This window comes from Leisingera caerulea DSM 24564 (assembly GCF_000473325.1).
GTDB lineage: Bacteria > Pseudomonadota > Alphaproteobacteria > Rhodobacterales > Rhodobacteraceae > Leisingera > Leisingera caerulea.
The window spans coordinates 120,564-134,653 of sequence record NZ_AXBI01000019.1; the positions used below are offsets into that span (position 1 = coordinate 120,564).

The following is a 14,090-nucleotide window of genomic DNA, read 5'->3' on the forward strand; positions in this document are numbered from 1 at the left end:
TAGAGGAACCTGAACATGCAGACCTTCCAGCAGTATATCGGCGGCGCGTTTGAGGACGCAGGCAGCACCTTCGAAAGCCTCGATCCAGCCACCGGCAAACCCTGGGCGCGTATGCCTGCCGCATCTGCGGAAGATGTGGACCGGGCGGTCAGGGCTGCGGAGGCTGCCTTTTTCTCCAGCGAATGGGCCGGAATGACCGCCACCCAGCGCGGCAAGCTTCTGCTGCGGCTGGCGGATCTGGTGGCGGAACACGCACCAAAGCTGGCAGAGCTGGAAACCCGCGACACCGGCAAGATCATCCGCGAGACCTCGGCCCAGATTGCCTATGTGGCGGAATACTACCGCTATTACGCAGGCCTTTCCGACAAGATCGAGGGCGCGCATCTGCCGATTGATAAACCGGACATGGAGGTCTGGCTGCGCCGCGAGCCGGTGGGTGTGGTGGCGGCCATCGTGCCGTGGAATTCGCAGCTGTTCCTGTCCGCCGTCAAAATCGGCCCGGCGCTGGCGGCGGGCTGCACGGTGGTCCTGAAAGCCTCCGAGGAAGGCCCGGCGCCGATGCTGGAGTTTGCCCGGATTTTTGACCAGGCAGGATTCCCGCCCGGCGTGCTGAACGTGATCACTGGCGGGCCGGAGGCGGGGGCGGCGCTGACCAGCCATGCATCGGTGGCCCATGTCGCCTTCACCGGCGGGCCGGAGACCGCGCGTCATATCGTGCGCAACTCGGCGGAAAACCTCGCTTCCACCTCGCTGGAGCTGGGCGGCAAATCGCCCTTCATCGTGTTTGACGACGCCGATCTGGAAAGCGCGGTGAATGCGCAGGTGTCGGGGATCTTTGCGGCGACCGGACAAAGCTGTGTCGCGGGATCGCGGCTTGTGATCCAGAAGGGCATAAAGGACGCCTTCCTTCAACGGCTGAAAGAAAAGGCCGAAGCGGTGGTCATTGGCGCGCCGGACGACATGGCGACGGAGGTCGGGCCGCTCTGCACTCTGAAACAGCGCGACCACGCGCTGCGGCTGATCGAAGCCTCGGTCAATGCCGGGGCCAAGCTGGTCACTGGCGGCACAGTGCCTGAAGGGGAGGGCTTCTATTTCCTGCCCACGGTGCTGGACTGTTCGGACGCGCCGGAGGCGCCCTGCCTCAGCACCGAATTCTTTGGTCCCGTCCTGTCGGTGGTCACCTTTGGGACCGAGGCAGAAGCGATGGAAATTGCCAACAACACCGCCTTTGGCCTGGCCTCCGGCGTGTTCACGCAGAACCTCACCCGGGCGCACCGGATGATCCGGGGCATCCGGGCGGGCATCGTCTGGGTCAACACCTACCGCGCGGTCAGCCCGATTGCGCCCTTTGGCGGCCACGGCCTGTCGGGCCACGGGCGCGAGGGCGGGCTGCAGGCGGCGCTGGATTACACCAAGGTGAAGGCGGTCTGGCTGCGCACCAGCGACGATCCGATCCCGGACCCCTTTGTGATGCGGTAGGGCGGGACGGACCTTAACATCTCCGGCAGCGCCGCCTGACCTGGCGTTTTGTCCCTTTGCCTGCCGCAGGCACCGGATCCGTTCTTCATCTGGCTGAAAATATCCTCGGGGGAGCGCGAGGGGGCAGACAGCCCCCTCGTTCAAGCCCTTGAACTAAGACAGAAACCCCTGCTTAGCCCCACGCGAACCAGAGGTAAGCCATAGATTTCTTTTGCCCGGCCCGGCGGTGTGGAATTCCTGATGAGGAAGCGCGGCAGGCGTGCAGCCCGTGCCGCAGTGTCAGGAGAGGGTCTGGAGATGGCGATGGAAAAGATAGACACGCTGGTTGTTGGTGCGGGCCAGGCGGGCATCGCCATGAGCGAGCATCTGAGCAGCAACGGCGTGCCGCATCTCGTGCTGGAAAAGAACCGCATCGCCGAGGCCTGGCGGACCGGGCGCTGGGACTCGCTGGTGGCCAACGGCCCGGCCTGGCACGACCGCTTTCCGAACCTGGAGTTCACCGGCACCGATCCGGAGGCCTTTGCCGGCAAGGAGCGGGTGGCGGAGTATTTTGCCGAATATGCCGAGCGCATCAAGGCGCCGGTCCGCACCGGGGTCGAGGTTCTGAAGGCTGAGCGCGTCAATGGCAGCGGCGCGTTCCGGGTCGAGACCTCGGACGGGGTGATCGAGGCGCAGCGCATCGTTGCCGCCACCGGCGCCTTTCAGCATCCGGTGATCCCGCCGGTGGTGCCGGAGGGGGCTGGTATCAATCAGCTGCACTCTTTCCATTACCGCAACCCGGAGCAGCTGCCCAAGGGCGCGGTGCTGGTGGTGGGCGCGGGGTCTTCCGGCGCGCAGATTGCTGATGAGCTAAACCGGGCGGGCCGCAAGGTGTACTTGTCGGTCGGCCCGCACGACCGGCCGCCGCGCATGTACCGGGGCCGAGATTTCGTCTGGTGGCTGGGGGTGCTGGGCCTGTGGGACCAGGCCGCGCAGGAGCCGGGCAAGGAGCATGTGACGATCTCTGTCAGCGGTGCCTATGGCGGCCGGACCATGGACTTCCGCCGTCTGGCGGGTGAGGGCGTGACCCTGCTGGGGCTGACCGAGTCCTATGACAAGGGCACCATGACGTTTGCAGGCGACCTGCAGGACAATATCGCCAGCGGTGACGCCGATTACCTGAAGATGCTGGATCTCGCCGACGCTTATGTGGCGCGCACCGGGATCGGCCTGCCCGAGGAGCCGCAGGCGCGCGAGGCGTATCCGGACCCGGACAGCCTGACCCATCCGATCCGGGAACTGGATCTGGAGAAGGAAGGCATCACCACTATCCTGTGGGCCACCGGCTTCCGCCAGGATTTTGGCTGGATGAAGGTCAACGCCTTTGACGCGCAGGGCCGCCCGCAGCATCAGCGCGGCGTGTCGAGCGAGCCGGGGATCTACTTCCTGGGCCTGCCCTGGCAGTCGCGGCGCGGCTCCACCTTCATCTGGGGGGTCTGGCATGATGCCAGGCATGTGGCCGACCAGATCGCCATTCAGCGCCAGTATGAAGGCTACCGCAGCCCCGGCGAGCGCCGCGCGGACCAGGTTTGAGCGCTGGCTTAGCCGCAGCCGAAGCAAGGGGTAGCCAGAAGGTGCTTTGGCTGTCCCGCCGCGCGTGAGAGTTTTTCCGGCAACCGCACTGTCCGGCCGGCCCCGTCACATCAGGAGGATTTCATGGCCCATACCCGCATCCGCAAGTTCAACACCTCGGACACCTACCCGGAACAGAACCTGGACAACGACCTGTGCCAGGCGGTGGTGACCCAGGGCGGCAAAACCGTGTACCTGCGCGGCCAGTGCCCGCAGAACCTGGATGATGCCAAGAATATCGACAGCCACGATCCGGTGGAGCAGACCCATAAGGTGATGCAGAACATCCAGCAGCTGATCGAAGAAGCGGGCGGCTCGATGGCGCATCTGGTCAAGGTGGTGGTCTATATCACCGACGTTCGCCACCGCGAGGCGGTCTACCGCACCATGGGCGAGTATATCAAAGGCGTGCATCCGGTGTCCACCGGCCTGGTGGTGCAGGCGCTGGCGCGGCCCGAGTGGCTGGTGGAGATCGACGGCACGGCGGTTATCCCGGACTGATCCGGAAGCGGGGAGGGGGCTGTCTGCCCCCTCTTGAGCCTGCGGCTCAATTCACCCCCGAGGATATTTCCGGCCAGATGAAGAACGGATCATCTCCAGCGGCTGGTGAGGAGGAAAGACGATGACATTTTCGCTTGTGGCGCGCTGCGCGGAGACGGGCATGTTCGGGGTGGCGATTTCGTCCTCCTCGCCGGCGGTGGCGGCGCGCTGTTCCTTTGCCCGCGCGGGTGTCGGCGCTGTGGCCAGCCAGAATGTGACCGACCCCAGCCTGGGCCCCTTGGCGCTGGACCTGATGGAACAGGGCATGACGGCTGCCGCCGCGGTGGCCAAGGTGCGCCAGATCGGGCGGTTCATCGAATACCGGCAGGTGCTGGCGGTGGACAGCATTGGCGGCACCGCCATTCATTCTGGGCCGGAGTCCCTTGGCATCTGGACCCAGGCGGAAGGCAAGGATGCGGCCTCTGGCGGCAACCTGCTGGCCAATGACGGGGTGTGCCAGGCGATTGTGGACGGGTTTCAGGCGGCGGAGGGCCATCTGGGCGACCGGCTGATTGCCGCCTTGCGGGTCGGGCTGGCGGCGGGCGGCGAGGCCGGGCCGGTGCATTCGGCGGGCATAAGAATGGTCGACAAGGTAAGCTGGCCGGTGGCTGATCTGCGCTGCGACTGGACCGAAGACTGCCCGGTTGAGGCCGTCGCCACCGCCTGGGAGATCTACAAGCCGCAGCTGGACGCCTATGTCCAGCGCGCGCTCGACCCGCGCGAGGCGCCGTCCTACGGCGTTCCCGGCGACGAATGAGCGGCGGATCAGGGAGAAAGACATGCTGGACTACACATACGACGACTGGAAGAGCCGCGCCGCGGCGCTGACCTTCCGCGGGCAGGCGTTCATTGACGGGACGTTCACGGATGCGGCCTCGGGCAAGACCTTTGCCAGTGTGAACCCGGCGACGGGCGAGGTTCTGGCGCAGGTGGCTGAATGCGATGCGGAGGACGTGAACCGCGCGGTGGCCGCCGGGCGCCGCGCGTTCGAGGACGGGCGCTGGTCGCGGATGGCGCCGGGGGACCGCAAGGCGGTGCTGCTAAGGCTGGCGGATCTGATCCGGGAAAACCTGGAGGAAATGGCGCTGCTGGACAGCCTCGACATGGGCAAGCTGGTCACCGATGCCGCCACCATTGATGCGCCCGGATCGGCGCATTTCTTCCAGTGGTATGCCGAGGCCATCGACAAGGTATATGACGAGGTGGCGCCAACCGGGCCGGGCGATCTGGCGCTGGTCTCCCGCGTGCCCCTGGGGGTTGTGGGGGCGGTGACGCCCTGGAATTTCCCGCTGGACATGGCGACCTGGAAAGCGGCGGCGGCGCTGGCGGCGGGCAACTCCGTTGTGCTGAAACCGGCGGAGCAGTCGCCGCTGTCTGCGCTGCGTTTGGCGGAACTGGCGGCAGAGGCCGGGGTGCCGGACGGGGTTTTCAACGTGGTGCCGGGATACGGCGCCACCGCGGGCAAGGCGCTGGGGCTGCATATGGATGTGGACTGCCTCGCCTTCACCGGCTCCACCGCCATCGGCAAGATGTTCATGCAGTATTCCGGCCAGTCGAACCTGAAACAGGTCTGGCCCGAAACCGGCGGCAAATCCCCCAACCTGGTGTTTGCCGATTGCGAGGATCTGGATGCGGCTGCGGACATGGCGGCCTTTGGCATCTTCTTCAATCAGGGCGAGGTGTGTTCGGCCAACTCACGGCTGTATGTGGAGCGTTCGATCAAGGATGCATTCGTCGAAAAGCTGATTGCCCGCGCCGAGGCCACCCAGCCGGGCGACCCGCTGGACCCGGCCTCGAAAATGGGGGCCATCGTCGATGAGAAGCAGACCGAGGGCATCATGCGGTTTGTTGAGGCGGGCAAATCCTCGGCCAAGCTGGTCGCGGGCGGCGCGCGCGTTACCGTTGATGGCAAGGGCTGCTTTGTGCAGCCGACGATTTTTGATGACGTCAGCCACGATAACCCGCTGGCACGGGATGAGATTTTCGGCCCCGTCCTGTCGGTCATTCCCTTTGACAGCGAGGCGGAGGCCGTCGCCATGGCCAATGACTCGATCTATGGCCTTGCTGCCTCGGTCTGGACCGATAACCTCAGCCGCGCTTGCCGCGTGGCAGACAGGCTGCATGCCGGCACGGTTTCGGTCAACACGGTGGACGCGCTGTCGGCGCAGACGCCCTTTGGGGGCATGAAGCAATCCGGCTTCGGGCGGGATCTGTCCTTGCACTCGCTGGAGAAGTACACTGCCCTGAAAACCACCTGGATCAAGTACAAGACCTGATCCGCCAAAACCCGGGAGAGCCTGCCCTTGCCAGTCAGATACACGCTGCGCCAGCTGGAGTATTTCGTGGCCGTGGGGGAGGCGGGCTCCATCGCGCTGGCCTCGGAAAAGGTGAATGTGTCGTCGCCGTCGATTTCGGCGGCGATTGCGCAGCTGGAACAGGAATTCGGGCTGCCGCTGTTTGTGCGCCAGCATGCGCAAGGACTGGCGCTGACCCAGGCCGGGCGGGTGATGCTGGAGCAGGCCCGCACCGTGCTGCGCGAGGCTGACAGGCTGATGGATATCGCGGGCGATATCTCCGGCCAGGTGCGCGGGCCGCTGGCAATCGGCTGCCTGCTGACCTTTGCCCAAGTGGTGCTGCCTGCGGTGCGGCGCGGGTTCGAGGACCGCTATCCGGACGTGAACGTGCGCCAGATCGAGCTGGACCAGGCGGCGATCTTCAGCGGCATCCGGCGGGCGGAGCTGGACATTGCGCTGACCTACAACCTGGATATCCCGGCGGATCTGCGCTTTGTCACCCTGGCGGAGCTGCCGCCCTATGCGCTGGTGGCCGAGGGCCATCCGCTGGCGGATCTGCCGGAGGTCACGGTGAAGGATCTGCGCGAGCATCCGATGGTGCTGCTGGACTTGCCGTTCAGCGCGGAATATTTCCTGTCGTTCTTTCATGAGGCAGGCATCAAGCCCAACGTGGCCGAACGCACCCGCGACATGGCGGTGATGCGCAGCCTGGTGGCTAATGGCTACGGCTATTCGATTGCCAACATCCGCCCGGTCAACGACCAGTCCCCCGACGGCAAGACGCTGAAGTTCATCCCGCTGAAAGGCGATCTGCGCCCGATGCGGATGGGCCTGCTGATGGCGCCGGATTCGGAGAATTCGATCACTATCCGCTCCTTTGTCGAACACTGCGCGGAGCTGGTGAAGGACGGTGCGCTGCCGGGGCTGAACGCCGCGCCGCAGGGCCAGGCCACCGGCTTAGCGGCAGGCTAATCAATGCTTCCGCAAGCTGACCTTTAGCGCCCTGGCCAGTCCTGTACCCTTCGAGTGCTCTTGCACCGAAGGAGATGGAAATTGCGCGATCCCCGCTATGATATTCTGTTCGAGCCGATGAAGATCGGCCCGCTTACCGCCAAGAACCGGTTTTACCAGGTGCCGCATTGCAATGGCGGCGGCTACCGCGACCCCTCTGCCGCGGCGGAGATGCGGGGCGTCAAGGCCGAAGGCGGCTGGGGCGTGATCTTCACCGAACAGTGCGAGATGCACCACACCAGCGAAATCACCCCCTTCATCGAACTGCGCCTGTGGGAGGACAAGGACATCCCGCAGCTGCGCCGGATGTCGGAAAAGATGAAGACCCACGGCGCGCTGGCGGGCATCCAGCTGGCCTATTCCGGGATCAACGGCCCGAACCTTTATTCCAAGGAGGTGCCGCTGGCGCCCTCTGCGCTGCCGATCCGCACCTTCACCAATGACCCGGTGCAGGCGCGTGCGCTGGACAAGCGGGACATCAAGGACCTGCGCCGCTGGTTCGTGAACGCGGCGAAACGGTCCAAGGAGGCCGGATTTGACCTGATCTGCCTGTATGGCGCGCATGGGTTCGGCATCTTCCAGCACTTCCTGAGCCGCGCCACCAACCAGCGGTCGGATGAATACGGCGGCAGTCTGGAAAACCGCGCGCGGTTCAGCCAGGAAGTGATCGCGGATATGCGCGATGCGGTGGGCGACAGCATGGCGATCACCCTGCGGGTTTCCTTGGATGAGACCATTGGTGAACTCGGATTCTCCAACGCCGAGGTGCGCGACTATATCGAGATGAACAAGGACCTGCCGGATCTGTGGGATCTGGCGCAGGGCACGTGGGAGGATTGCTCCGGGCCGAGCCGTTTCAAGGAGGAAGCCGCGCAGGAGCAGCTGGTGCGCGGCATACATGAGCTGACGGAGAAGCCCATCGTCGGTGTCGGCCGCTTCACCAGCCCCGATGTTATGGCGAAGATGGTGAAATCCGGCACGCTCGATTTCATCGGCTGCGCGCGGCCCTCGATTGCCGACCCCTTCCTGCCGAAAAAGATCGAGGAAGGCCGCATCGAGGACATCCGCGAATGCATCGGCTGCAACATCTGCATCACAGGCGACATGACCATGTCGATCAGCCGCTGCACCCAGAACCCGACCTTCATGGAGGAATGGCGCAAGGGCTGGCATCCGGAGAAGATGAACACCAAGGGTGGCAGCGATAACGTGCTGATTGTGGGCTCCGGCCCCGCAGGCCTGGAAGCCGCCTGGGCGCTGTGCCGCCGCGGCTATGACGTGGCGGTTGCGGAGGCCAGGGACGTGATCGGCGGGCGGGTAACGCGCGAGCGCCAGCTGCCGGGCCTTAACGCTTGGGGGCGTGTCGTGGACTACCGCGACTATCAGCTGAGCCAGCGTCCGAATGTGGAGATCTACCGCGAAAGCCCGCTGGACGCGGACAGCATCCTGGAGTTCGGGTTTGAGAACGTCTGTATCGCCACTGGCTCCACCTGGCGCCGTGACGGGGTCTCCCGCCAGCATGTGGTGCCGATGCCGATTGGTGAGGGTGCCAAGGTCTATACCCCTGACGACCTGATGGACGGCACCATCCCCGAGGGCCGCGTGGTGGTTTATGACGACGACCACTACTACATGGGCGGGGTTCTGGCCGAGCTTTTGGCCTCGAAAGGCGCGCAGGTGACGCTGGTCACGCCGTCGGCCTATGTCAGCGACTGGACCAACAACACGCTGGAGCAGGTGGCAATCCATCCGCGTCTGGTCGAGGCCGGGGTGAAAATCGTGCTCAATCAGGGCATTACCGAAATCCACGCCGGTCACGTGGTCAGCAACTGCACCTATACGGACCGCACCTGGACCATCGAAGCGGACGCGGTGGTGATGGTTGCCTCGCGCATTGGCAACGACGCCCTTTATGAAAACCTCCTCAGCCGCCAGGCGGAATGGCTGGACGCAGGCATCAAATCGGTCAAACTGATTGGCGATGCGAACGCGCCGGGGCCGATTGCGTGGGCTACTTACGCAGGCCACCGCTATGCGCGCGAGCTGGACGGGCCGGACCTCGGCGATGCGCTGCCGTTCCGCCGCGAGATCACCGAGCTGGCCGCAGAGTGAGGAGAAAGGTGATGAGTGACGCAATTTACAAGACGGTCGATGTGGTGGGCAGTTCCGCCAGCAGCATCGAGGACGCGGTGAGCGGGGCAATTGCCCGGGCGTCCAAGACCATCGACCACATCAGCTGGTTCGAGGTGGGCGAGATCCGCGGCCATGTCGAGGACGGCAAGGTCGCCCACTATCAGGTCGGCCTCAAGATCGGGTTCCGGCTTGACTGACCTTGCCACGACGCTGGAGATCCTGGAGCGGCTGACCGCCTTCGACACGGTCAGCCGCAACTCCAACCTGGACCTGGCCGCCTATGCCGAGGGTTTCCTGACCGGGCATGGCTTTGCGGTGACGCGTATCCCGTCGCCGGATGGCACCAAAACCGGGCTTTACGCCGAAAAAGGCCCGGATGGACCGGGGGTTCTGTTGTCGGCGCATACGGATGTGGTGCCGGTGGACGGGCAGGTGTGGACCCGCGACCCCTTCCGCCTGACCCGCGAAGGCGAACGCGTCTATGGCCGCGGCACCACCGACATGAAGGGCTATGCGGCCAGTGTTCTGGCGCTGGCCGGGCGGGCGGCAAAGGCTGATCTGACAGAGCCGCTGAAGATTGTGCTGTCGTATGACGAGGAGATCGGCTGTGTTGGCATCCAGCAAATGCTGGAGCGTCTGGCGCCGCTGGCCGGCAGCCCACGCGCCTGTTTTGTGGGGGAGCCGACAGGGATGCAGGTGGCCACGGGCCACAAGGGCAAGGCCGCCCTGCGCGCCGTCTGCCACGGCCAGAGCGGCCATTCGGCCCTGGCGCCGGAATTCACCAACGCGTTGCACCTGGCGGCGGACTTCCTGACCGAACTGCGCGCGCTGCAGGCGGATTTCGCCGCCAATGGCGCGCAGGACGCAGCCTATGACGTGCCTTATACCACTGTGCACGCAGGGAAAATCACTGGCGGCACCGTGCTCAACATCGTGCCGGACCGGGCTGAGATCACATTCGAGTACCGCCATCTTGCCGCCGACCGGGCTGGAGATATTCTGGCCCGGATCGAAGCCGCAGCGGAGAAGGTCAGCGCCCGCTACCCGGCGCCGGAGGCGCGGATTGAGGTGGCGCAATACAACGCCTACCCCGGCCTTGACGTGGCGCCGGACAGCCCGGTCGTGGCCTATGCCCGCAAACTCGCCTGCAGCAGCGGCTCGGCCAAGGTGGCGTTTGGCACCGAGGCCGGGTTCTTTGCCCAGCTCGGCATTCCCACCGTGGTTTGCGGTCCCGGCTCGATGGCGGGGCAGGGGCACAAGCCGGACGAATACCTGGAGCTGAGCCAGCTGGCCGCCTGTGATGCGATGATGGACCGGATCCTGGAAGACCTGACCGGCTGAGGCCGGAGCTTAATGCTCCGGCCCTTTCAGCATGGCGGCATTGCGTAAAATCTTATCGGATTTGTCAGCTGACAATTTGCCGGTCTCCTCCAGCACTGCGCGGAGGCTGCGGCCGCTGGCCAGCGCTTCCTTGGCGATGCCGGCGGCGGCGTCATAACCCAGATGCGGCGCCAGGGCGGTGGCCAGCACCAGGCTGTTGTCCAGCAGCGCGGCGCAGCGGTCTTCGTTGGCGGTGATCCCGGTCACGCATTTCTCTGTCAGAACCTCCACCGCGTTTTTCAGAATACGGATGGATTCCAGCAGGTTGTAGGCCACCACCGGCTCCATCGCGTTAAGCTGCAATTGCCCGGCCTCTGCCGCCATGGTGATGGTCAGATCGTTGCCGATCACCTGATAGCAGACCTGATTGACCACCTCCGGGATCACCGGGTTGACCTTGCCCGGCATGATCGACGACCCCGCCTGCACCGCGGGCAGAGTGATCTCGCCGATCCCCGCCCTCGGGCCGGAGGACAACAGCCGCAGGTCGTTGCAGATCTTCGAGAGCTTCACCGCCACCCGCTTCAGAACCCCGGAATAGGTGACAAAGGCACCAAGGTCGGAGGACGCCTCGACCAGGTGGCCCGCCTGCGACAGCTCAAACCCCGACAGCTCCGACAGGCAGCGCAGCGCCAGCGGTGCATAGCCCGGTTCCGCATTGACGCAGGTGCCGATGGCGGTGCCGCCCAGGTTCACTTCGGTCAGCAGCCGGCTGACATCGCGCAGCCGGTCGATATCCTCGCCCACGGTGACCGCGAAAGAGGCGAACTCCACCCCCAGGGACATCGGCACCGCGTCCTGCAGCTGGGTGCGGCCCACCTTGGCGATGCCGTCAAAGGCCTGGGCGCGCTCGTCAAAGGCCTGCTGCACCTTGTGCAAGGCTTCGCACAGCGGCGCGGTGCTGGCCAGCACCGCCAGCCGGATGGCGGTGGGGTAGACGTCATTGGTGGACTGGCCGTGGTTCACGTCGTCATTGGGGTGCAGATGCGCGTAATCGCCCGGGCGGTGCCCCATCCGCATCAGAGCCAGATTGGCGATCACCTCATTGGCGTTCATGTTGGTGGAGGTGCCGGCCCCGCCCTGGATCATATCCACGCTGAAATGCGCATGATGCTGCCCGGCGATGATCTCTGCACAGGCGGCGGTGATCGCAGCGGCCTTGTCCGGCGTCAGCCCGCCGGTTTCTGCATTGGCGCGGGCGGCGGCGGATTTCACCATCGCCAGGGCCCGCACCAGCGCCGGGAAATGCGACAGCGGCACGCCGGTGATCGGGAAATTCTGCCGTGCCCGTTCTGTCTGGATGCCGTGCAGGCTGTCTGCGGGCAGGTCCAGCTGCCCGATCGTGTCTCGTTCCGCGCGGGTTGCGTGCATTGTCTCACCGTTTTGCTGTTGGGAATGCCGCCGCCAGCTTAGCCGTACCGGCACGCGGACCAAAGATGCTGTTTCCACCGCAGGGCTTAGGGGCAGGCAAAGCGGGTGCGCGTCGAGCTAAGGCGCTGAAAGTGCTGGAGTATTAAAGATTAGGCAAAGACTAACATTTGCTGAGGGAGTCAATTCTTAATGCGGCCTCCGGGCCTTCCTATGCTGGATCAAACGACACACGGCAGACGGGGAGGCGCAAGTGCCCGCAAACAAGACAGATGCGATTGATGTGCGCAACGCGGTCAAGCGCTACGGGGACTTCACCGCCCTCAAGCGCATTTCGCTGACCATCAGGGACAACGAGTTCTTCACCCTGCTGGGGCCGTCGGGCTGCGGCAAGACCACGCTGTTGCGGATGATCGCCGGGTTCGAGGATGTGACCGAGGGCGAGATCCTGCTGTTCGGCGACGGCATCGCAAGCCTGCCGCCGCACCAGCGGCCGGTGAACACGGTGTTCCAGAACTATGCGCTGTTTCCGCATATGACGATCCTGGACAACGTGGCCTTTGGCCTGGAGATGCGCGGCAAGTCCAAGTCCGCCGCCCGCGAACGCGCGGCGGAGATGCTGGAGCTGGTCCAGCTGTCGCAATTCGCTGCCCGCAAGCCGTCCCAGCTCTCAGGCGGCCAGCAGCAGCGTGTGGCGCTGGCGCGTGCGCTGGCGCCACAACCAAAAGTCCTGCTGCTGGATGAGCCGCTGTCGGCGCTGGATCTGAAGCTGCGCAAGCAGATGCAGCTGGAGCTGAAGCACCTGCAGCGGGAAACCGGGATCACCTTCATTTTCGTGACCCACGACCAGGAAGAGGCGCTGACCATGTCCGACCGCATCGCGGTGATGTCGGCGGGCGAGCTGCAGCAATTGGGTACCCCGACCGAGATCTATGAACGGCCGCGCAATATGTTCGTGGCGGATTTCATCGGCGAAACCAACCTGTTGGAGGTGTCGGTGGATCAGGTGATGAATGGCCGCGCGACCTGTCATCTGGGCGGCGGCCATGCGCTGACCTGCAATTCGGTCGACGGTATCGGCGCAGGCGCCAAGGTGCATATGTCCGTGCGGCCTGAGCGGCTGTTCATGTCCGACGTGCCGGTGGAGGCCGAAAGCCTCAAGGGCCGGGTTGCCGAAAACATATTCGTGGGCACCGACATCAGCACGCTGGTCGATCTGGCCGAGGGGCCGCAGTTCATCGTGCGGACCTCCAATTCCGACCGCGGCAACAAGCGGATCTTTGAGCCGGGCAGCGAGATTTTCGTCAACATGGAGCTGGGGGCCGGGCGCCTCCTGATGGACTGATGGCAGCAGGCGCAGCAACCGGCGGCTCAGTCCGCGCAGACACATACAAGGACGCCCGCGGCTGGCTGCTGCTGCCGTCCTGGGCGGTGCTCGGCATCTTTGTGCTGGGGCCCGTCTGCATGATGCTGGTCTATTCCTTCCTGACCAAGGAATTCCGCGGCGGGGTGATCTGGGAGTTCTCCCTTGCGGCCTATGACCAGTTCTTCTTTGACCGCGGGCTGTTCGGGGATGAGCCGCCCACCATCGAGTGGACCTATATCGCTATCTTCTGGCGCTCCATCTGGCAGGCGGGGGCGGCGACGCTCCTCAGCCTCCTGATCGGTTTTCCGACCGCCTATTTCATCGCCACGCGGCCGGAACATATCCGCCCCGTCTGGGTGTTTTTGATCACCATTCCCTATTGGGTGAACCTGCTGATCCGCACCGTTTCGATGAAGTTCCTTTTGCGCGACCAGGGGCCGCTGAATGACTTCCTGACCGGCACCGGGCTGATCGACAGCCCGATCCATATCATCAACACCGACTTTGCGGTGCAGCTGGGGCTGTTCTACTCCTACCTGCCGTTCATGGTGCTGCCGATTTACGCGGCGGTGGAGCGCTATAACTTCTCGCTGTCTGAGGCGGCGGCGGACCTTTACGCCAGCAAATGGACCACCCTGCGCCGGATCGTGCTGCCCGCGGTGAAACCGGGCGTGGTGGCGGGCTGCATCCTGGTGTTCGTGCCCTCGATGGGCTCCTTCCTGGCGCCGGATCTTCTGGGCGGGGCCAAAAACTTCATGATCGGATCGCTGATCGAGGAGCAGTTCAAGGGCAACGCAGGCAACTGGCCGTTCGGGGCCGCCGCCTCGATGATCCTGCTGACCATGGTGCTGATCATCCTGCTGTTTTCCGCCCGCCAGCAGGCCAAAGCAGACAAGGCAGGGGGCTGA

At 64.7% G+C, this 14,090-nt stretch carries 12 protein-coding genes; 11 read left to right on the forward strand and 1 reads right to left on the reverse strand.

Annotated elements, in window-relative coordinates:
• Positions 1 to 15: 15 nt before the first annotated feature.
• The 9 genes from CAER_RS0102720 to argE all read left to right on the forward strand — a co-directional run bounded on the left by CAER_RS0102720 (position 16) and on the right by argE (position 10,409).
• Positions 16 to 1,479, forward strand: a complete 1,464-nt coding sequence (locus tag CAER_RS0102720) for an aldehyde dehydrogenase (protein ID WP_027233967.1) — start codon at positions 16 to 18, stop codon at positions 1,477 to 1,479.
• A gap of 297 nt (positions 1,480 to 1,776) precedes the next feature.
• Entirely contained in the window at positions 1,777 to 3,051 is a 1,275-nt protein-coding gene (locus CAER_RS0102725; RefSeq protein ID WP_027233968.1) for a flavin-containing monooxygenase, read from the forward strand.
• A gap of 123 nt (positions 3,052 to 3,174) precedes the next feature.
• Positions 3,175 to 3,591 (forward strand): RidA family protein, encoded by a 417-nt coding sequence (locus CAER_RS0102730; RefSeq protein ID WP_027233969.1) that lies wholly within the window; start codon positions 3,175 to 3,177, stop codon positions 3,589 to 3,591.
• A 121-nt stretch (positions 3,592 to 3,712) separates the two neighbouring features.
• Positions 3,713 to 4,387, forward strand: coding sequence for a DUF1028 domain-containing protein (locus tag CAER_RS0102735; protein ID WP_027233970.1), 675 nt, complete (start codon positions 3,713 to 3,715; stop codon positions 4,385 to 4,387).
• A gap of 22 nt (positions 4,388 to 4,409) precedes the next feature.
• On the forward strand, positions 4,410 to 5,906 hold the full coding sequence (locus CAER_RS0102740; RefSeq protein ID WP_027233971.1) for an aldehyde dehydrogenase: 1,497 nt from the start codon (positions 4,410 to 4,412) through the stop codon (positions 5,904 to 5,906).
• Positions 5,907 to 5,933: 27 nt separating this feature from the next.
• Entirely contained in the window at positions 5,934 to 6,896 is a 963-nt protein-coding gene (locus CAER_RS0102745) for a LysR substrate-binding domain-containing protein (protein WP_027233972.1), read from the forward strand.
• 81 nt (positions 6,897 to 6,977) lie between these two features.
• Positions 6,978 to 9,047 carry an oxidoreductase gene (locus CAER_RS0102750; protein ID WP_027233973.1) on the forward strand — a complete coding sequence of 690 codons (2,070 nt, stop codon included), beginning with the start codon at positions 6,978 to 6,980 and terminating at the stop codon, positions 9,045 to 9,047.
• A gap of 11 nt (positions 9,048 to 9,058) precedes the next feature.
• Positions 9,059 to 9,265, forward strand: coding sequence for a dodecin (locus CAER_RS0102755; protein ID WP_027233974.1), 207 nt, complete (start codon positions 9,059 to 9,061; stop codon positions 9,263 to 9,265).
• The gene (gene argE, locus CAER_RS0102760; RefSeq protein WP_027233975.1) at positions 9,258 to 10,409 is read left to right on the forward strand and encodes an acetylornithine deacetylase; all 1,152 of its coding nucleotides are present in this window, start codon (positions 9,258 to 9,260) and stop codon (positions 10,407 to 10,409) included. The genes CAER_RS0102755 and argE overlap by 8 nt, the downstream gene beginning before the upstream one ends.
• A gap of 9 nt (positions 10,410 to 10,418) precedes the next feature.
• Here argE and CAER_RS0102765 read toward each other — a convergent pair whose 3' ends face one another.
• The gene (locus tag CAER_RS0102765; RefSeq protein WP_027233976.1) at positions 10,419 to 11,819 is read right to left on the reverse strand and encodes an aspartate ammonia-lyase; all 1,401 of its coding nucleotides are present in this window, start codon (positions 11,817 to 11,819) and stop codon (positions 10,419 to 10,421) included.
• A gap of 250 nt (positions 11,820 to 12,069) precedes the next feature.
• On the opposite strand from CAER_RS0102765, the gene CAER_RS0102770 reads away from it, so the two are divergent.
• On the forward strand, positions 12,070 to 13,161 hold the full coding sequence (locus tag CAER_RS0102770; protein WP_027233977.1) for an ABC transporter ATP-binding protein: 1,092 nt from the start codon (positions 12,070 to 12,072) through the stop codon (positions 13,159 to 13,161).
• A complete protein-coding gene (locus CAER_RS0102775) occupies positions 13,161 to 14,090 on the forward strand; it encodes an ABC transporter permease (RefSeq protein WP_027233978.1) in 930 nt (309 codons plus the stop codon). The genes CAER_RS0102770 and CAER_RS0102775 overlap by 1 nt, the downstream gene beginning before the upstream one ends.